The 19,794-nt window shown below is 63.7% G+C and carries 16 protein-coding genes; 9 read left to right on the forward strand and 7 right to left on the reverse strand.

Annotated elements, in window-relative coordinates; all coding sequences use genetic code 11:
• Positions 1-141: 141 nt before the first annotated feature.
• Positions 142-1,389 (reverse strand): threonine/serine exporter family protein, encoded by a 1,248-nt coding sequence (locus ACDC66_RS11015; protein WP_376696773.1) that lies wholly within the window; start codon positions 1,387-1,389, stop codon positions 142-144.
• Positions 1,390-1,479: 90 nt separating this feature from the next.
• Here ACDC66_RS11015 and ACDC66_RS11020 point away from each other — a divergent pair, with 90 nt between their 5' ends.
• Positions 1,480-2,259 (forward strand): PhzF family phenazine biosynthesis protein, encoded by a 780-nt coding sequence (locus ACDC66_RS11020; RefSeq protein ID WP_376696774.1) that lies wholly within the window; start codon positions 1,480-1,482, stop codon positions 2,257-2,259.
• A 9-nt stretch (positions 2,260-2,268) separates the two neighbouring features.
• Here ACDC66_RS11020 and ACDC66_RS11025 read toward each other — a convergent pair whose 3' ends face one another.
• From ACDC66_RS11025 to arfB, 3 genes are all read right to left on the reverse strand, one after another.
• Entirely contained in the window at positions 2,269-3,498 is a 1,230-nt protein-coding gene (locus ACDC66_RS11025) for an amidohydrolase family protein (RefSeq protein WP_376696775.1), read from the reverse strand.
• Positions 3,495-4,802 carry an amidohydrolase family protein gene (locus tag ACDC66_RS11030; RefSeq protein WP_376696776.1) on the reverse strand — a complete coding sequence of 436 codons (1,308 nt, stop codon included), beginning with the start codon at positions 4,800-4,802 and terminating at the stop codon, positions 3,495-3,497. Before ACDC66_RS11030 ends, ACDC66_RS11025 begins: the two co-directional genes overlap by 4 nt.
• Before the next feature lie 174 nt (positions 4,803-4,976).
• Positions 4,977-5,393 (reverse strand): alternative ribosome rescue aminoacyl-tRNA hydrolase ArfB, encoded by a 417-nt coding sequence (arfB, locus tag ACDC66_RS11035; RefSeq protein WP_376696777.1) that lies wholly within the window; start codon positions 5,391-5,393, stop codon positions 4,977-4,979.
• 189 nt (positions 5,394-5,582) lie between these two features.
• Between arfB and ACDC66_RS11040 the strand changes: the two genes are divergently transcribed.
• Positions 5,583-5,960, forward strand: coding sequence for a hypothetical protein (locus ACDC66_RS11040; RefSeq protein WP_376696778.1), 378 nt, complete (start codon positions 5,583-5,585; stop codon positions 5,958-5,960).
• A gap of 31 nt (positions 5,961-5,991) precedes the next feature.
• A complete protein-coding gene (locus tag ACDC66_RS11045) occupies positions 5,992-6,336 on the forward strand; it encodes a DUF6122 family protein (protein ID WP_376696779.1) in 345 nt (114 codons plus the stop codon).
• A gap of 47 nt (positions 6,337-6,383) precedes the next feature.
• On the opposite strand, the gene ACDC66_RS11050 is transcribed toward ACDC66_RS11045, so the two are convergent.
• The 3 genes from ACDC66_RS11050 to ACDC66_RS11060 are packed head-to-tail and all read right to left on the reverse strand — an operon-like array spanning position 6,384 to position 10,431.
• Entirely contained in the window at positions 6,384-7,406 is a 1,023-nt protein-coding gene (locus tag ACDC66_RS11050) for a DUF1611 domain-containing protein (protein WP_376696780.1), read from the reverse strand.
• 1 nt (position 7,407) lies between these two features.
• Positions 7,408-8,382, reverse strand: a complete 975-nt coding sequence (dgcA, locus tag ACDC66_RS11055; RefSeq protein ID WP_376696781.1) for an N-acetyl-D-Glu racemase DgcA — start codon at positions 8,380-8,382, stop codon at positions 7,408-7,410.
• A 27-nt stretch (positions 8,383-8,409) separates the two neighbouring features.
• A complete protein-coding gene (locus tag ACDC66_RS11060) occupies positions 8,410-10,431 on the reverse strand; it encodes a serine hydrolase domain-containing protein (protein WP_376696782.1) in 2,022 nt (673 codons plus the stop codon).
• A 126-nt stretch (positions 10,432-10,557) separates the two neighbouring features.
• Between ACDC66_RS11060 and ACDC66_RS11065 the strand changes: the two genes are divergently transcribed.
• The 6 genes from ACDC66_RS11065 (at position 10,558) to ACDC66_RS11090 (ending at position 19,734) form a co-directional block, all read left to right on the forward strand.
• Positions 10,558-11,601: a helix-turn-helix transcriptional regulator gene (locus tag ACDC66_RS11065; protein WP_376696783.1), complete on the forward strand. Its 1,044-nt coding sequence runs from the start codon at positions 10,558-10,560 to the stop codon at positions 11,599-11,601.
• A gap of 175 nt (positions 11,602-11,776) precedes the next feature.
• Positions 11,777-14,056, forward strand: coding sequence for a TonB-dependent receptor (locus ACDC66_RS11070; protein ID WP_376696784.1), 2,280 nt, complete (start codon positions 11,777-11,779; stop codon positions 14,054-14,056).
• A 25-nt stretch (positions 14,057-14,081) separates the two neighbouring features.
• Entirely contained in the window at positions 14,082-15,695 is a 1,614-nt protein-coding gene (locus tag ACDC66_RS11075) for a serine hydrolase (RefSeq protein WP_376696785.1), read from the forward strand.
• Positions 15,692-16,840 (forward strand): DUF819 family protein, encoded by a 1,149-nt coding sequence (locus tag ACDC66_RS11080; RefSeq protein ID WP_376696786.1) that lies wholly within the window; start codon positions 15,692-15,694, stop codon positions 16,838-16,840. The genes ACDC66_RS11075 and ACDC66_RS11080 overlap by 4 nt, the downstream gene beginning before the upstream one ends.
• 39 nt (positions 16,841-16,879) lie before the next feature.
• Positions 16,880-18,571 (forward strand): N-acyl-D-amino-acid deacylase family protein, encoded by a 1,692-nt coding sequence (locus ACDC66_RS11085; protein ID WP_376696787.1) that lies wholly within the window; start codon positions 16,880-16,882, stop codon positions 18,569-18,571.
• Complete coding sequence (locus ACDC66_RS11090; RefSeq protein ID WP_376696788.1) at positions 18,568-19,734, forward strand: YkvI family membrane protein; 1,167 nt, start codon at positions 18,568-18,570, stop codon at positions 19,732-19,734. The genes ACDC66_RS11085 and ACDC66_RS11090 overlap by 4 nt, the downstream gene beginning before the upstream one ends.
• Positions 19,735-19,794: the final 60 nt, after the last annotated feature.

Below are 19,794 nucleotides of genomic sequence, written 5' to 3' on the forward strand. Positions count from 1 at the left end.
CGCTCGTCGGCTCGCAATGCATCGCAATGCGAACCGGTCACGTGGACCGACTGCTGGTTCAACCACCGACGCCCTCCCGCGCCTGAGCGAATTATTGGCCCAGCATACGGAAAACCGTGGCCGGGTGCCATATAAGCGCAGCTACAAGGTGGTGCGTGGCGGAACGAGAACGCTGGCGAGAATCATGCCGGTTGTCAGCGCCACGGCAGTGATGCCGGCCAGAATGGCGGTTTCCACGCCGGCGACCACGTCGTCCTGCAGCAGGGTTGCCAGGCTTCTCAGTCCAATGCTGCCCGGTACCAGCAGGATGAGCCCCGGGATGTGCAGGATCGAAGACGGCCGTCCGGAAAAGTGAACGTAAAGGTTGCCCAGCAGGCCTACTGAAAGACCGCCGACGAAGGCGCCGATGATGGGCGCCTCGAGCCAGCCGCCCAGTCCGCTGCCGATCCAGGCGACGAACGACACCAGGAGAATCCAGAACCAGTCGCGCATGTGGGCCTGGATGAGCATCATCAAACCGAAGGCTGCCATCACAAGGCCGGCGACCAGCAGCCATCCCGGCCGCGCGGAGGCCGCGGTCAGTTCCACCGGCCCGACGAGCGCCTGGCCGGCCATGCCACCGAGCACCAGCCCAAACGCGAGCAAGGCGAAGATCGTGACCGAGAAGGAAAGCCTCGACGAGCCCGAGACGAGGTGACCGGTCGACAGCTCGCGAGCGGCGGTGGTCAGGTCCATGCCCGGCAGCAGCGGAATCATGGCTGCAAGAATGGCCGGCATCAGGGCAGTGCGCCCGTCAATGCCGCACCAGAGCGAGCCCAGGAAGGTAATCAGGGCGGCCACCATCGGCATGATCAGGCGAGAACGATCCACGTGCTGGCGCATCCACCAGACGGTCAGCCCGGTGACAGCACCCAGCGGCGCGGACATCATGGCTTCTCTCCAGCCGCCGCCCAAAAGCGGCGCAACACCGCCGCCGATGAGAATGAACGCCAGAACCTGCAGCCACGCCCCGTACAGCGGCGGGGCCGCGTCGATTCTGCGCACGCGATCATCGGCCTCCACCGGATCGATACGGTCCTCGGCCAGGTCTTCCATGACCTCCGTCAGGTCGGCCAGCTTGGATAGATTGGCCGAGCCGGGTTCGGATCGGGCCAGGAAAGTCTGCTGATTCTCGCCATCGCCCAGCGAGACGATCAGCGCGGTAGGCGTGGAGAAGAACTCGGCCTGCAGGCCCAGGCGCTCGGCCATGATCTGCATCGACGACTCAAGACGGTGCGCGGGCGAACCCACGTGCAACAGCGCACGTCCGAGGTTGAGTACCAGGCGGGCATAACGGTCGGAGGCGTAGGGCTGCTCGCTGCCGAGCACTTCATCGGAGACTTCGTTCACCGCTCAATCCGTGGTGGGGGCTCGTAGTCGGACATTGAAGTGTCGCATAATGTCGCCCCGGCTTTTTTGTACCCAGGGTGGATTGAATACATGGAATTGCGGCTTTTCCAGGTGGACGCGTTTGCCGAAAAGGTGTTCGAGGGTAATCCGGCTGCCGTCGTGCCGCTGGAAGAGTGGCTCGACGATGAGCTGCTGCTGGCGATCGCCAATGAGAACAATCTTTCCGAAACGGCCTTTTTCGTGGCCGAGGGCGAGCGCTACAAGCTGCGATGGTTTACGCCGCAGGACGAGGTGGATCTTTGCGGCCATGCCACCTTGGCGACCGCGCACGTCCTGTTCGAGCACCTGGGGTTTTCGGGCGAGGAGATTGCCTTCGACAGTCGTAGCGGAGAGTTGCGGGTTCGCCGAATCGATACGGCCCTGGAAATGGATTTCCCGGCCGGCCGCCGCCGCGAGATCGGCATCCCTTCCGGTATCGACGAAGCACTTGGCGCGAAGCCCCGACAGGCCTTCGAGGGCGGGGACTGCATGCTGGTATTCGGCAGCGAGGCTGAAATTCGCTCGCTGTCGCCGAACTTCCGCGCCCTCGCGCGCGTGCCCGGTCGGGGTGTGATCGTTACCGCTCCCGGTGACGAGGTCGATTTCGTCAGCCGCTGCTTCTTCCCGAAACTCCGGGTCGACGAGGACCCGGTCACCGGCTCGGCCCACTGCCAGATGGCGCCTTACTGGGCCGAGCGCCTGGGCAGGGAAACGCTCCTCGCCCGACAGGTCTCGGCTCGCGGCGGCACGATCCGTTGCCGGGTGGCCGGCGAGCGAGTCAAGCTCGCCGGCCCAGCGGTGGATTTCCTGGTCGGTACGATCCGGCTCTGACCGGGCTGTTTACCGGCGGATCTCGCTCACGCGCTTTCCATCGATGATCGTGCCGACAGCGTGCGTCGTGTACTCGAATGGGTCGCCGTCGAACAGCGCCACGTCGCCGTCCTTGCCGACTTCGAGCGATCCGACTTCATCGGACAGACCGAGGATGCGGGCCGGGCCCATGGTGATCATCTCCAGCGCCTGGTTGAAAGTGGCGCCGTAGGGAATCGTCATGGCAGCCTCGAACAGTACGACGCGAGTCTTGGGAACGTAGCCCTCGTAACCCGACTGCAGGACGACCTCGATGCCGGCGTTCTTGAGTTCGGCCGCGGTGGTAAAGGCCATGTGCTGCGTGTCGCCGCCGGCACGTGCACGCGACATCGTCGGGTGGATGATCACGGGTACGTCGGCCGCCTTGATTTCGTCGATCAGCAGGTGTGCATCGCTGGCGCCGGCCAGAATCAGCCGTAACCCGAACTCGTCGGCCAGTCTGAGTGCGGTCATGATGTCGCTGTGGCGGTGCGCCTCGATGATCAGGGGGATCTCGCCGGAGAGCACATCGGCCAGGGCGTCCATTGCCAGGTCGCGTGCCGGTGCCTTGCCTTCCTCGGCGGATTCGAGCTTGTCGCTGTATTCCTGTGCCGCATAGAGCTTCTCGCGCAGCATGGCCACCGCCTTGGAGCGGTTGCCCGGCGATGAGCGATCGTGGCGGGTGGCGCCTGAACCCAGCGTGGCGGCCAGTGCGGAGTAGGGCCGCACGACGGCCTGGTCGACGGTGTTGCCGGTCGTCTTGGCAATCAGCATCTGTCCCGAAATCACCTCGCCCGGTCCGTGGCCGGTGTGCACGGTGGTGATGCCGTGCTGGCGCAGCCAGTCCACAAGTTCCTCGTGCGGATTGTAGGCGTCGATGGCGCGAAGTTCTGGCTGGATGGCGGCCGAGCGCTCGAGCTGGTCCTGGTCGTGCGGCTGGTTGAGATACCCCGACAAGCCCACGGTGGAGCGTGCGTCGACCAGGCCAGGCGTGGCCACGGCGGCTTCAAGCACCAGCAGGTTGTCCGGAATGTTGGTCGAGCTGGCCGGGCCCACGGCGGTAATCTTGCCGTCTTCGATGACGACCACCCCGTTTTCGATCATCTCGCCGGCGCCGGTATGCAGTTGGCCAGCGCGCACCGCAATGTCCTGTGACAGGGCGGGCCCGGCGATGACGGCCAGCAGGGCCAGGGCGGCTGCATTCTTGATCATCGTTTTCATTCCACACCTCCATGGCCGTGGATGTGGCCGTTTCCGTCGTCGTCGGAGAGCGCGTTGAAACCGCCTTCGGCGACCAGGCGGTCGTCCTCGTCGTCGAGGTCGAAGCGGCGTTCGCCTTCCACCCAGGTCTCGAGCACACGGGTGTAGACGCTGAACGGGTCGCCGGAGAGGATCACGAAGTCGGCGTCCTTGCCGGGAGAAAGCGTGCCCACGCGGTCGGCCATGTCGAGCATCTCGGCACCCTTGATGGTCAGTGCTTCGAGCGCTGCTTCGCGCGACATGCCCGCGCGGATGGCCATGGCGGCCATGCGCAGGAAGTAGCGCGAGTCGGTGATCCAGTCGTCGGTGTGCAGGGCGACCTTCGCCCCCGCCTGCTCCAGCGCCGGGGCGGACTTCGCCTCGAGATTCCTGGCCTCGAGCTTGCCCCCGGGGCTGTCGATGAGAATCAGCGACACCGGCACGTCGGCGGCGGCGATCTCGTCGGCGACTCGCCAGGCCTCGCTCGTGTGATGCAGCACCATGCGGAAGCCGAATTCTTCCTTGAGCCGCATGGCGGTCATCAGGTCGTCATGGCGATGGCTGTGGAAGTGCACCATGCGCTTGCCGTTGAGTACTTCCACCAGCGCTTCCATGCCGAGATCGCGCGGGGGCGTCTCGCCTTCCTCGGCGCTGTCGAGCTTCTCGGCGTATTCCTGCGCCCTGATATAGGCCGCACGCGCCAGGGCGGCGGACTTGGCGCGGGTTCCGGGGAAGGGTGGCTGCCGCATCGGGTTGGTGCCGTTTGCCATCTTCAGGCCGCCGGCGATGCCGCCGTCTTCGAAGCGATAAGCCAGGTCCGTGATGGCATCGCCCTCGCGGAGCTTGAGGTAGACCGTCTGGCCGCTGATCAGGTGGCCTGAACCCGGCATGACGTTGACGCTGGTGATGCCGCCGGCCAGCGCCCGCTTGATGCCGGAACTGAGCACGTTGACCGAATCCATCGCCCGTGCCTCGGGCTGGATGGGTCCGGAGCGATCGGCGCCGGAGACGTCCCCGATGTGACTGTGGGTGTCGACGATGCCCGGCATGATCACCGTGCCGGTTTCGAGTTCGACGACTTCGGCCTCATCCGGAATGCGGATATCGCCGGCGGCGCCGACAGCTTCGATACTGCCGTCTACAACGACCAGGGCACCGTTGTCGACCGGGTCTCCGTCGACGGGAATGATTTTCGCGCCGACGAAAGCGCGGGTCTCCGCCGGCGACGCAGACGGGAATGCGACCAGCAGCAGTATTGCCGCCAGCCCGTGTGAAAGGGTTCTCAAGAGGGTCTCCTTCAGGTCACTGAGCAGGTTCAACAAAATGGCAGAGCTGGCGCGACAATGCAATCGACGGCAGCGAATGGCTTGATATCGTCTGGCTATGGAGGCGTTCTTCCGAAGATGTCATCCCGGCCTTCGAGCCGGGGTCTCGCACCCTCTCGGTGCTTCGGGCACGGCTTACTCATCCAGTCTGGGGGTCTTTCGGGCCCGCTTGATCTCCTTGTGGCGCTGCTTTTTCTTTTTCCAGCGTTTCTTTGCCGAACGACTCGGCCTGGTGGGAATGCGCTTCTTCGGTTTGTGGTGCGCCTTCTCGATCAACTCGGCCAGGCGCTCGCGCGCTTCCTCACGGTTGCGGTGCTGGCTGCGGTGGCTCTTGGCCTCGATGGTAATCACGCCGTCGGTATCCGCGCGCCGGCCGGCCAGGTCGAGCAGGCGGATCTTTACCGCCTGGGAAAGAAAGCCCGAGTTGAGCACGTCGTAGCGCAGCTGCACGCCGGTCTCGGTGCGATTGACGTGCTGCCCGCCCGGGCCGCCAGCCAGGATGAATTTTTCCTCCAGTTCATTTTCCGGAGGTAGGTGCCGCAACTCGTTCATCGCGTCATGATAACGCCATACCCGCTATCTCCCTCTGCGAGCCGGGGCATTCCGGGTTACGGCTACACCATATGATCAGCTTTAGTGTGAAGCTTGAACCGAGCCGAAAAATCAGGGCAATATTGCTGATAACTAACCGGTTAGATCTATGAAGTCGAGGCGGATAGGGTGTTTTCCAGTTCACTTAGATTGTCGTTCCTGCCATTGTGTGCGGTCTGGGCGCTATCTGCCGCACAAGCGGAAGATGATGCGTTTCCGGAGTGGCTCGGCGGAAGACCTGACGTTGAAATCAAGGATGGCAGATGCGGCGTCTATGAATGGTTCTTTGATCAGGCCGATAGGCAGACGGAGGGAACAGCAAGCAAGGATGATTTGGCATCGAAGCGCGTGATCAATATCGCCAACAAGCTAGTTGATCATCATCGATCCAGTCCCGGCGACAGCTACCGGGCGCAAGTCAAGTACTTGGTAATTGGCGAACACGGCCCATTTCATTTCGAATTTCATATCAGCAACGCGGAGCTCGAGCGAATCATGAACAACAACTGCGACGTCTGGCTTCGATGATCGCAGTCTCGCACTCGAGTCGCTGACATACATGATTCACATTGCCCTTCACTTTGTCGTCCCGGCATTGATCGCTCTCGCGTTCTACCGAGATCGCTGGAGATCGGCGACAGTGATCATGGTTGCCACCATGCTTGTCGACGTCGACCACCTGCTGGCCGATCCGATCTACGATCCGGAGCGCTGCTCAATCGGTTTCCATCCGTTGCATTCCGTGCCAGCGATCGTCGTCTATACGGTCCTGTTCTTGCTTCCCCTGGTAGAGCGCTGGAGGGGCACCACCCAGCGCTTGCGGCCCCGCTTGCAGGTGATTCACCTCGTCGGTCTCGGACTGCTCATCCACATGGCGCTCGACTGGAGCGACTGTCTGTTCTGATGCGGTGAAGCAGCGACCGCTTCCACGAGGCGGACCTGACTGGCCGTTCAGGACTGGCTCAGCTGCCGAACGATGGCATCGCAGCCATCGAGCAGCGGATCAATGCAGGGCAGACCGGTTTCATTCTTCAGGCCGTCGAGATACGCGGTCCGATCGTCCGCTGGCAGCCTGGAAGTATTCACCGAGACACCGACACAGCGAATGTCGGGGTTGGTCCGCCGCCCCATGCGGACATGGCTCTCGATGACTTCGGCCAGCGGGGGCAGGGTGTAATGGGGCCATCCCGTGACGGTTCTGCGCAGGGGGTCGTGGCAGACCACGAATCCGTCCGGTTGTGAGCCGTGCAGCAGCCCCAATGCGACACCGGAAAAGCCGGGGTGAAAGATCGAGCCCTGGCCTTCGATGACGTCGATGTGCTCCGGGTCGTTGTCCGGCGACAGCACCTCGGCGGCGCCCGAGATGAAATCGGCAACGACCGAGTCGATGGGGATGCCTTCCCCGGCGATCATGATGCCGGTCTGGCCGGTGGCGCGGTAGGTCGAGTTCAGGCCGGCCTTTGTCAGCGCCCGGTCCAGGGCCAGGGCCGTGTACTTTTTGCCGATGGCGCAGTCAGCAGCGACGGTCAGGATTCGCCGGCCGGTTCGCTTCTTTCCGTTGCCGACGGGCAGCTTGTCCGGCGGCACGCGCACGTCGACCAGGCGGGCTTTGCCGTCTTGCGAGGCCTCGACCAGGCTGGGCCGGTCGGGCAGGCGCAGATGCAGGCCGGAGACGATGTCCAGGCCGGATCGGGCGGCGTCTTCGATTACTTCCCACCAGGATTCCGGAACGACGCCGCCGACGGGAGCGACGCCCAGCACCAGACTGCCGCAGCCGGCCTCGACGGCCTCGGCCACGGTCATGTCCGGTACGCCCAGGTCGACCCGGCATCCCTTAAAGCGCAGTTGCCCGGCGACCTTTTCCGGACACCACTGCACCAGACCCAGCGCGGTCTTGGCGAAGGTGGCGTCGGTCTCGGCGCCGATCAGCAGCAGGTAAGGCGGGGCCAGACGGACATGGGTCAGACTGCTCATGTCAGCCCCAGAGCGCGGGGTCGGGCGGCGACACGCGACCGTCCTCGAAGGACATGGCATGTTCGCGGTCTCGCTCCAGGAAGAGGGCGCCGTCCAGATCCACGTAGCGGCAGAGCTGGGCGACGACATAACCCGGGGCCATGGCCAGGGAGGTGCCCACCATGTTGCCGATCATCAGGTCCAGACCCCGAGCCGTGGCCAGTTTGGCAAGTTCCAGGGCCTCGGTCAGGCCGCCGGTCTTGTCGAGCTTGATGTTGATCATCTGATAGCGCCCCGCCGCGGCCTCGAACTCGGAGCGATCCAGGCAGGACTCGTCGGCACACAGCGTCACCGGCGATTCGTAGCCTTCGAGTGCCGCATCACCGCCGCGGGGCAGCGGTTGCTCGATCATGGCGATGCGCAGCTCGCGGAACTTTGGCGCCAGCGCCTCGAGTTGCTCGAAGGTCCAGCCCTGGTTCACGTCCACCACGATTTCGGCCTCCGGGCGGGCCTGGCGCACCGCGGAGATACGCTCCAGCGCCTGCTCGCCGCTGAGCTTGACCTTGATCCGCTCGCCGGCGATCTGCCGGGCCGCAGCCGCCATCCGATCCGGCGTGTCGATGCCCACGGTTCCAAACGAGATCACTTCGCCGGGGACGATGCCCGCCAGCTCCCAGACCCGTTTGCCGGCCTGTTTGGCTTCCAGATCCCACAACGCGCAGTCGATGGCGTTGCGCACGCCGCCGGCAGGCAGTAGCGACAGCAATTCCTGGCGTCCGACGCCGGCCTCGATGGAGGCGCGCGTAGCTTCCGCCTGGGCCAGCATGCTCTCGCCGTTCTCGCCCAGGTAGTAGACACCGCTGGCCTCGCCGCGGCCCGTGTGGCCGCCCTCGGCGATCTCTACGTACAGGGCCTCCACGCCGGTAAAGACATGGTCGGTGATGGTGAACGGGAAGCGGAGTTTCCAGTCTTCCCGGCGAAACGTTATCTGGCGCATGCGCTGTTTCCTTGATGATGGTTCCGTTTACGCCAGGTACTGGAAGCCGAGAATGTTCCAGAACCAGTAGAACCAGATCACGAACAGGCCGCAAAGCGCCACGACGGTGTAGCGCAGACGGGCCCAGAAGCCGGCCAGCAGGCTGTTCATCCAGACCACCAGCAGCTTGAACAGCAGCCAAAGACATGCAATCACGGCAAGTATGGGCGTCACCAGCCACACTTTGAAAAGAGTGGAAATTTCGCTGAACATGCTGTCGCCCAGAACCGAGAGGACGATGACGCCGCTGATGATCACCAGCCAGTTGGCGGCCGAGGCCAACACCGCGGCCCGGTAGGCGGATCGGTCGGAAGCCGGCCATTGCCTGATGGTGGCGCGCTGGAAGAAGCGCCGCAGCAGCACTGCCAGGAACACCAGCATGGCGAAGCCCAGCAACGCATAATTGAGCGTCGGTGTTTCCCACGGCGCGAGCTTGCGCAGCGACATGAACGGCAGGCCATCCATGACGAAGCCGGTCACCTCACCGTCGTCATTTTCCTGGAACGCGATCAGTCGCGGTGCCAGCCCGGCAACGATGGTGACGTCCTGGTGAAGCGCGCGAAACAGGTTATCGCCGACCTCCGCGTAGCGCTTGGCGTTGCCAGCGAAGCCGACGACCAGCGTGTTGTCCGGGCCGGGCGTGACCTTCACCACGCTGCTCATGCGCAGCGCTTTTTCGATCTTGGAGAAATTGGTTCGCCAGAAACCGTAGTCGCCGGCGTAACGCCCAGCGCGTTCGGCGAAGTCTTCCGGCGGTTCCGGCGGGGCCTCTTCACGCGGGAAATACTGCTCGTACAGGGCCGGGAACAGCGCGGAGCGCACGGCGCTGCCACCGGAGCCGCCGAAGGACGCGAAGAAGGCCAGGTTGTGCGTTTCGTCAACGCCGAGGTAGGAATGGAACCAGCGGGTGTCGCCACCGTGACCCAGCACCCGGGTACCTTCCATGTCGGTTTCATACCAGCCCAGCGCCATGCCCATCAAACGATCGTCATGGGTGAACTGCAGGCTCAGCATTTCCTCGACCGTTTCCGGGCGCAGGATCTGCGCGCCGTCCAGGCTGCCGCCGTTGAGGATCGCCTGGGCAAAGCGCACCATGTCGGTGGCGCTGGCTGACTGGCCGCCGGCCGGCCCGAAGCTCTTGACGATTTCAAAGGGCTTTTCCTTGTAGCCGCCGGCCTCGAAAGCGTAGCTGACGGCCATATCGTCCTCGAGGCGCTCGGGCAGGGGCTCCTCGAAGGTGGCCGTGTCCATGCCTAGGGGCTCGAAGATGTGTTCGGCGATGTAGTCGTTGAACGGCTGGCCGGAGACGTTGGCCACGATCAGGCCGGCGAGCGCGGTGGCGTAGTTGGAGTAGGCGCTCTGGGCGCCCGGCGGGTTGACCCGCTCCTGGCGATAACGTTGCATCGCCTCCTTGAGCGGCACTGCTTTCTCCGGGTCCTCGATAATCAGGTAGCCCATGCCACCATCCTCGAACCCGGCCGTATGCGTCATGATGTGCCGCAGGGTGATGGGCTCTTCGAAGGTAGCGGGAATCTCCACTTCTTCCAGGTACTCGTTGACGTCGGTGTCGAGGTCGAGCTCGCCCTGTTCCACCAACTGCATCACCGCCACCCAGGCGGCCAGCTTGGAGACCGAGCCGGGCCTGAACAGCGTGGTCTCGGGGTCCACCGGTTTCTGCGCTTCGATGTCCTCGAAGCCGTAGCCCTTGGCAAAGATGAGCTCGCCGTCGCGGGCGATGGCCACGGTGCCGGACGGGCTGTTGTTGTTTTTCATCAGCGGTTCGACCACGCCGTCGATGAAGGCTTCCAGCGCCGCGGTGTCGTCCAGGCCGGTCGGCCGTGAAGGTTCGCCGCCGGTACTGACTGCACCTTCCTCCTGAGCGACCGTCATGCCGCTCTCATCGGAGGTTTCGGGCTCTGGTGTGGTCGCCGGGTCGTCCTGCGCCAGGACATTGCCGAGAAGCGCAGCGGCGACAATGGCGGCGAAGGTGAAGCGATGGATGCAGTTCATGGCCCGTCCTTTTTCGAATGGTTATATGGGTGATGGGGCCTGATGTTACCCGCGGCCTGGCGGCACGAGATAGGCTAATGCGACAGAAAAGTATGCAGATTCGACCGCAGCTTCTATAATCGCCCCATGATCTACGGAGACGAGTACTGCGTGAGAATGGCGCCCGGGTTCGACCCGGAGGCGGCATCAGCCACCGAGCTGAGCCAACTGTTCGAGAACGCGCCCTGTGTCTCCCGCTTCCATTCCTCGCCGGAAAACGATTTCATCAAGTACAAGGGCGCTACTGCATTGGGGCGCTCGCACTGTTACAAGCTGGACGAGGACCGCATGATCGAGATCAACGACTCGTTCCTGCGCACGCCGGTAGTGATCCACAACGAAGTGGCCGACCTGATCAGCTTCCAGTTTGTATCCTCGGTCAAGCGATCGGAATTCCTTGGCGAGCACAAGAACGTGCATAACCTGGGGCCGGCCGTCATCGTGTCCGCGCTACCGGGGCGCGAACTTACCTACCGCGTGCCGAAGGTGAACGAGACCATTCGTCATGTCGTGGTTTACACCACCCTGTCCAACCTGATGGCGCGGATGGGCGAGAAGAGCGAAGACTATCCCGGCTGGCTGCGCGACATCCTCGAAGGCAGGCATGACCAGCCGCGCCAGCACGTACTGTTCCTGGAGGACGTTCATCGCGAGTTGACCTGGTCGTTCTTCCACCTGCCGGTTTCCGGGCCATTGCTCAATCACTGGATGTTCGCCAAGTTCCATGAGCTGCTTAGTATCGGGCTGCAGATCCTGAAGAACGATCAGGCCTATCTGGACCGTGGTACCGAGCACCCGGCCTTTCCGCGCGGCGACATCATTCACCGCGCCACTACGATCCTCAACCGTGAATATGCCAATCCTCCCACGCTGCCCCAATTGGCCCGGCAGCTGGGCATATCGGAGACGCAGCTCAAGAGCGGCTTCAAGTCCCTGCACGGCGTCACCATCCGCCAGTACGTGATCGCCCGCCGAATCGAAGCCGCCCGCCTGCTGCTCAACGAAAACAGCCATTCGATTTCGGAGATTGGCGACATCGTGGGCTACCAGGACCACTCGGCCTTTTCGCGCGCATTCCGGCGGCTAATCGGCTGCAGCCCAAAGGCCTGGCGCCGTGCTCACCGGCACTGAGGGCTCGCCGGATATGCACAACAATAAGTCGTTTCGGACTAGTTAGTCAGGGTTGTACGAACTACTATTGAAGGCAATCCGCCGGTCAGGGACCAATGGGAAACACGCAGCAGGCGGATCACGGCATCGACAAATCACGATGTGATCGATTGCGATCACGGGGACCGGAGACATCATGAACAGACCGACCACAGCAACGCTTACCGTCACGACTCTGGCCTTTGCCATCGCTGCCGCACTGGGCCATGCGCCCAGTGTTCTCGCGCAGGCGAACGACGAACAGGTTGAAGAGGCGGAACAAAACGAAAGAGACAACGCCAGGGAAGATGTTGCGGAGATGGATGATCTCATCGTCACCGCATCACGGCGCGAGGAGCCGCTACAGGACGTAGCCATGGCGGTGACCAGTATCGACGCCGACGAGCGTATCGATGCCGGTTTCTCGGGCCTGACCGATATCCTGACCTTCGTGCCCGGCGTGTCGACCACCAACAGCGGCCGTCCCTACCTGAACAACGTCTACATGCGTGGCATTAATGCCCAGCTGTCGGCGGGCGTTTCCAGCTATGTCGACGATATTCCCTTCGGCTCGTCCACGGTCTACACCCAGCCCACGCCGCTCGACGGCACCCTGCTGGACCTGGGAACCCTCGACGTGATGAAGGGGCCTCAAGGCACGCTCTACGGCGCAAGCGCCATGGGCGGCATTCTCAAGTTCAACACCCGCGCACCCTCGCTCGATTTGGGCACGGGCAGTGTTTCGGCCAACTTGTCCAATACCGAACGTGGCGGCTTCAATCAGCTCTACCGCGCCAACCTCAACGGGCCGCTGGTCCGGGACACGCTCGGCGGAAGCCTGACGGTTTTCAGGGAGGAGACCAATGGCTATGTCGACAACGCGGCCATCGGGGAAGACGACTGGGACGACTACGAATATTACGGCGGCTCCGGCAGTCTTGTCTGGGAGGCCACCGACCGGCTCCAGGTCAAGCTGCAGGGGCTTCACCAGAACGCCACCCAGGACGGCACCTCGCTGGTTCAGGCCAACTACGCCCGGGATCTGCCGATTCCGGGATTCGGCGCGGCCGAACCGATCTTTGGCGAATACGATACGGGCCAGGCGGACCTCAATCCCAGCGAATACGAAGCCTCTCTCGGCGGCCTGACCATCAACTACGACCTCGGCTTCGGCGACCTGACTTCTGTGACCAGCTACCAGGAGATGTTCTTCAAGCAGGATCAGGACGTGACCGAGCCCTTCGCCGGTTTCGCCGACCAGTTCTTCCCGGACACGGCGCCTCACTCGTCGGCGGTGTTGGTGGGTGATCTCGGCTTCGACAAGTGGACGCAGGAAGTCCGCCTGACCTCGGAATCCAACGAAAGCTTCGAGTGGATCGTCGGTACGTTCTACACCGAGGAAGAGGGCTTCAATATCCAGGACCTGGTGATCACGCCGGACGTGCCGCTGTACTTCGCCAACTTCCCCTCCAACTACGAGGAAATCTCGGCTTTTGCCACCGGCACCTGGTATTTCACGCCGAATCTTGACGCCAGCCTGGGCCTGCGCTACACCGACTATTCCAACGACGTTGAGCTGAACACGGTCGGACCGCTGCTTGCACCGCTGCCGCTGTCGGAAATCGAAGACGACGTCACCAATTTTCTCTTAAACCTACGCTATCGCGCCGCGGAGAACACCTCGTTCTACACGCGCGTGGCGTCCGGTTTCCGGCCGGGCGGGGCCAACTTCCTGCTGCTCGATCCTGAGACCGGCACGCCGCTGTCCAGCCCGTTCTTCGAGCCCGATGAACTGATTAGCTACGAGGCCGGCGTGAAGGGTGGTTCGGCTGATGGTCGCTTCACTTACGACCTGGCCGGCTACTACATCGACTGGCAGGACTACCAGATCGGCATCGTCCGCAACGGCACGCAAGTGGTCGGCAATGCCGAAAAGGCAGTCAGCCGCGGTGTCGAAGCCTCGCTGGGCATGGCCGTGACCGACGCACTGACGCTGACCGGCTCGCTGTCGTACGTCAATGCCGAACTGGCGGCGGACGAACCCGACCTGGGCGGTGCCGACGGCGATCAGCTGCCGAGTACGCCGGAGTGGCAGGCGGTGCTGGATGCCCGCTACAGCTTCCGCCTCGGCGAGCGTCCGGCGTTCGTGGGCGCCTCGTACCGGTACAAGGGCGAGATGCCGGTGGGCTTCGAAGGCTATACCGACGCCTCGGGCACCGAGTTTCCGCCTTCATCGCCGCGGGTGGAGGTCGACGACTACCACCTCGTGGACCTGCGCGCAGGCGTGGCGTTGCAGAACTTCGATATTTCGCTCTACGTCAACAACGTGTTCGACGAGTGGGCCTGGACGGCCTTCTCGTCGAGTTTCGCGGTGGTGCCAACCGGTGCGCCGACGCAACCGCGAACGGTCGGTGCCACGGTGCGCTGGCACTTCTAGGTTGCCCGCCATGCCCGCACGTTCGATGAGACCGAGTTGGCCGTCATGCCTCACTCCAATCCTGGCCGCGGTCGCACTGGCGACCGTCGGTCCGTCGCTCGCTCAACCTGACGCGTCGGAGATTGACACGATCGTCGAGCGGGCCATGGACACCTTCGGTTCGCCCGCGGTCACCGTTTCGGTGGTGCACGATGGAGAGCTGGTCTATGCGAAAGGTCACGGGATTCTCGAGCGAGGCGACGAGACTTCGGCGGACGCCGATACCCTGTTCCAGATCGGCTCCGTGTCCAAGGCCTTCACTGCGGCCGCCTTGGCGCTGCTGGCCGACGACGGCAAGCTGACCTTCGACGACCGGGTAATCGATCACCTGCCCGAATTCCGCATGCACGACCCGTACGTGACGCGCGAATTCCGCATCCGCGACCTGCTCACCCACCGCAGCGGTTTGCCGTTGGGCGCGGGCGACCTGCTGATGTTCCCCGAGGGCAACACGACGCGCGAGGAAATTCTGCGTGCCATGCGCCACTTCGAGCCCAGCAGTAGCTTCCGTGCCCAGTACGATTACGACAACTCGATGTACATCATCGCCGGCATGGTGGTGGAGCAGGCCTCCGGCCAGAGCTTCGAGGCGTTCATCGAGGAGCGGCTGCTGTCCCCGCTGGGCATGGACGACTGTGCCGCCAGCTTCGGCCGCGCACCCGAATCCGCGGCGAAAGCCACCCCACACGTGCTCGTCGACGGAGAGCTGGAAACCACGCCAACCGGCCTCCTCGGTGACACCGCAGCGCCGGCCGGCGGCATCATCTGCAGCGCCCCCGGCATGGCGCGGTGGATGAACTTTATCCTGGACGAAGGCGTGAACGCTGACGGCGAACGCCTGATCAGCGAGGAACAGTTTGCCGAATTGCTCTCACCGGTAACGATAACCCGAACGCCGGGCTACCTGGCCGAACACGCCGGCTCCGAGCTGTCCGCCTACGCCCTGGGCTGGAGCGTGTCCACCTTTCACGGCCAGCCGCTCCACTCCCATGGGGGCGGCCTGATCGGTATGACCACCCATCTGATGCTGCTGCCGCGCGAGAACCTGGGTGTGTTCGTTTCCAACAACCTGATGTCGGCAGCGCCGCGCCCGATCGCGTATGACATCGCCGAGCTCTACTTGAATGTCGGCGACGGCCACGACGATGGCGATGCGAATCCCGGCCCGGACTGGGTCGATATCGTCGACGAACTGATGCGGGAGCGCCGGGACGCGGGCGCCGACGTCGTCGCCAAGGCCATGGCCGAGCGCGATGCCGACAGCACCCCCAGCCTGCCGCTGGCGGCCTATGCCGGCACTTATCAGGACCCCTGGTACGGCGAGATTACGCTGACGCTGGAAGACGACGGGCGGTTGTGGTTCCGCTCGCCGCGCAGCGAACCACTGACCGGGCCGCTGGAGCACTTCCAGTACGACACCTTCATCGTGCGCTGGAGCGATCGCCGCCTGAATGCCGACGCCTACATGTCCTTCATTCTCAGTCCGCAGGGTGAGGTGGAAAGGGCCCGCATGGAAGCCGTGTCGCCCACCACGGATTTCTCCTTCGATTTCCACGACCTCGATCTTCGCCGCGTACAAGAACAGACCGAAGACCAGTGATCCAGTCTGACTGGACCTTCGCGCTGTGGGCCGTTCTGGCGGCCCTTGCGGCACTGGGTTTCTGGGGTGATCGCACCCGCATCGGACGCAACGTCTCCGGCCTGGCCATCGTGCTGGCAACCGGCATGATCCTGTCCAACTTGGGCGTGCTGCCCAAGCAGGCGCCGGTCTACAACGTGGTCTGGGTTTACCTGGTTCCGCTGGCTATTCCGCTATTGCTGCTCAAGGCCGACCTGCGCCGGGTGCTGGCCGAGACCCGCGGCATGCTCGTGCCGTTCGTCCTGGGCGCGGTCGGAACCACGCTGGGCGCGCTGCTGGGCCTGTGGTTGCTGCCGCTGGGCGAGCACGCGCCGCAACTGGCCGGCGTATTCAGCGCCACCTATATCGGCGGCTCCATGAACATGGCCGCCGTCGCCCAGGCGGTTGAACTCGACCCTTCCATGGTCACGGCCAGCGTGGCGGCGGACAACGTCGTGGGCGTGTTCTACCTGGCCTTCCTGGCGTTGGCGCCCTCACTGGCATTGTTCAGGCGCTGGTTCCGGGTGCCTGATGACGGGGTAGGGGCGACAGAAAAGGAATCCGGGCGAGCGCCGGGTGGCGATGCGGATGCGGAACCCGCCGTCACGCCGCTCGATCCCCTTCACCTGGGCATCGCCGTGGCGCTGTCGTTCACGATCTGCGCCGCTGGCCAGGCGATGGCGAGCTGGTTCGGAGTTGGCGGCTACGCCATCCTGTTCATCACCGCGCTCACCGTGCTGGTGGCAAACCTGTTTCCGGGGCAGCTCGGCCGATTGAAGGGTGATTACGAAGTCGGCCTGTTTTTGATGTACCTGTTTTTCGCCGCCATCGGTATCAGCGCCGACGTGGCGGCCATGATCAGCTCCGCGCTGGAGATTGCCGCCTTCGCCGCGATCATCGTCCTGAGTCACGCCGCGATGATCTTCGGACTCGGGCGGGTATTCCGAACCGACCTGATGGACACCGTGATCGCTTCAAACGCCTGCGCCGCTGGCCCCGCAAGCGCGGCGGCGATGGCGGCCGGCAAAGGCCGCCCGGACCTCGTGGCGCCGGCGGTGCTGCTGGGCGTGTTCGGTTACGCCGTGGCGAACTTCGTTGGCGTCGGCCTCACGAACGTCCTGTCCTGACATGAATATCGATCTACCCCTGCAACCTGGAGTCCTTCCGTGAGAATACTCACCGTCATCTTGCTTTCGATCCTGCTGGCCGCCTGCGCGGCCGAGCCGCCCCCACCCGAATACGATCTCGTCATTACCAACGGTCTGGTCTATGACGGCAGCGGTGATCCCCCCAGGGAAATGGATGTCGCGGTCACTGGTGACCGCATTGCGGCAATCTTGCCGCGGGATGAGAACGTCTCGGCGAAGCGTGTTGTGGATGCCGGCGGACAGGCCGTCGCGCCCGGCTTCATCAACGTGTTGAGCTGGGCCAACGAGTCCCTGATCGAAGACGGCCGCGGCCTGAGTGACACCCACCAGGGCGTGACCCTGGAGATCTTCGGCGAAGGCTGGACCATGGGTCCGATGAACGACGCCATGAAGGAGGCCGCGCTCGAGCGCCAGACGCGCATCCGCTATCCGATCGAGTGGACCACGCTGGGCGAGTATCTCGAATGGCTCGTGGCGCGTGGCGTCACGCCCAACGTCGCGTCCTTCGTCGGTGCCACCACCATCCGCATTCACGAGCTCGGACAGGAAGACGTCCAGCCCGGAGACGAGCAGCTCGAGGCCATGCAGGAACTGGTGCGCGAAGCCATGCGCGAGGGCGCGTTGGGTGTCGGCTCTTCGCTGATTTATCCGCCGGCTTTCTACGCCGAAACCGACGAATTGATCGCCCTGGCGCAAGCGGCCGCCGAATTTGGCGGCGGTTACATCACGCACATGCGAAGCGAGGCCAACAAGATCCACGAGGCGCTCGACGAGGCCATCGCCATCGGCCGTGCCACCGGAGAGCGCACCGAGGTGTATCACCTCAAAGCCGCCGGCCAGAAGAACTGGCCAAAGATGGCCGAGGCCATCGATCGTATCGAGCAGGCGCAGAAAGAAGGCGTCGACGTCGGCGCCAACATGTACACCTACACCGCGGGTGGAACCGGCCTGACCGCCGTGTTGCCGCCCTGGGCTTCGGATGGCGGCTTCGATGCCCTGACCGAAAGGCTGCGCGACCCCGAAACCCGCGAGCGCATCGTCGCCGAAATGAAGGCCCCGGCTGAAGGCTGGGAAAACCTGCTGCAGCTCGCTGGCGGCGCCGATCGCTTGCTGCTGCTGGGCTTCGAAAATGAATCGCTCGAGCCGTTTAAAGGCAAGACCCTGGCGGAAATCGCCGAGGTGCGCGGCCGTTCGCCCGAACAGACGGCCATCGACCTGATCCTCGAAGAAGGCGCGCGCGTGGACACCATCTACTTCCTGATGAGCGAGGAGAACGTCGAACTGGGGCTCAGCCAGCCCTGGGTGGCACTGGGTTCCGACGCGCATTCCGCCGCGCCCGAAGGCGTGTTCCTGGAAACCGCCACCCACCCTCGCGCCTACGGCAACTTCGCGCGTTTCCTGGGCCGCTACGTGCGCGAAAAGCAACTGGTCCCGCTGACCGAGGCCATTCGTCGCATGACCCGCATGCCGGCCGAGACCTGGCAGCTCACTGACCGCGGATGCCTGGATCCGGGCTGCTACGCCGACATCGTCGTGTTCGACCCCGACACCATTACCGACCACGCCACATACGCTGAGCCGCAGCAGCTGGCGACCGGTGTCGACCATGTTTTCGTCAACGGCGTGCAGGTGCTCGATGAAGGTGAACATACCGGCGAGACGCCCGGACGCGTCGTGCGCGGGCCCGGCTATACCGGCGACGACGAGTGAGCGAGTTCTTCCGGCAACTGACGGGCGGCGCTTTCGGGCGCCTGCTGCTGCCCGGCATCGTGCTGCAGTCGGTGCTGATCGGCGGCGGTTATGCCAGCGGCCGGGAGGTGGTCGAATACGGCGCGCGCTTCGGGCTGCACGGCATTGGTGCCGTGGCCGTGGTGTTTCTCGGTTTCAGCCTTATGGCCGTGTTGACCTTCGAGTTCGCCCGACTGGCGCGCGCCTACGAATACAAGGCGTTCATGCGCGGACTGATCGGCTGGGCCTGGCCAGCCTTCGACCTGTTGTTCGGCGCCATGGCCATCCTGATCATCGCGGTGATGGCATCCGCGGCGTCGAGCATCATGGATCAGGTGCTGGGTGTGCCGCCCATCCTCGGAACGAGTGTGATCATCCTGGCCGTCGGCATACTCTGCTTCTACGGTTCGACCTTGATCGAAGCCTTCAAGAGCGTCGGTTCGGGTTTGCTTTACGTCGCCTACCTGCTTTTCGCCATCGTTGTGTTGACGCGGCACGGATCAGAGCTGGGAAGCGCATTCAGCGCCGACGGCATGGCGCGTTTCTCCGACGCAACCCTGGGTGCCGCCCTGCTCGCCGGCGTGATCTACGTCGGCTACAACCTCGCGGTGTTTCCCGCCGTGCTGTTTACCCTGCATCGACAGCAAACGCGCCGGCATACCGTCACGGCCGGCCTGATTGCCGGTGCGATGATGACATTGCCGTTCGCATTGACCTGGCTTTGTCTGCTCGCCTATTACCGAAGTCCCGAGGTATTCGATGCGCCGGTTCCGTGGCTGGTGATGCTCGAGCAGGCCGGCGGACCCTGGCTGCTTGTCGTTTTCGCCCTGGTCATGGGCTGGACGCTGCTGGAAACCAGCGTCGGCTTGATTCACGCGTTGCTCGACCGCGTCGACCGCAACCTCGGCCGAGCGGAAGACGAAATGTCGAGGCCGTTGAGAGGCATGCTGGGCGCCGGTGTGCTTATCGCCGCCGCTGTACTTTCCCAGGTCGGTATCATCGCCCTGGTCGCCAGGGGCTACTCCTTCATGGGCTACCTGTTCATCGCACTGTTCGCCTTGCCGCTAATGACCGTCGGCCTGGTTCGCATTCTGCGCCAGCACGGGCGATACTCGGCGGAATCGGAAGTGACGGAAAGAGGGTAGTTGACGCAGCCCCCAACGACTATTGAAGGAGCATCCGGCTTTCAACGGTTATTGCCGACG

Source organism: Wenzhouxiangella psychrophila (assembly GCF_042310375.1).
GTDB lineage: Bacteria > Pseudomonadota > Gammaproteobacteria > Xanthomonadales > Wenzhouxiangellaceae > Wenzhouxiangella.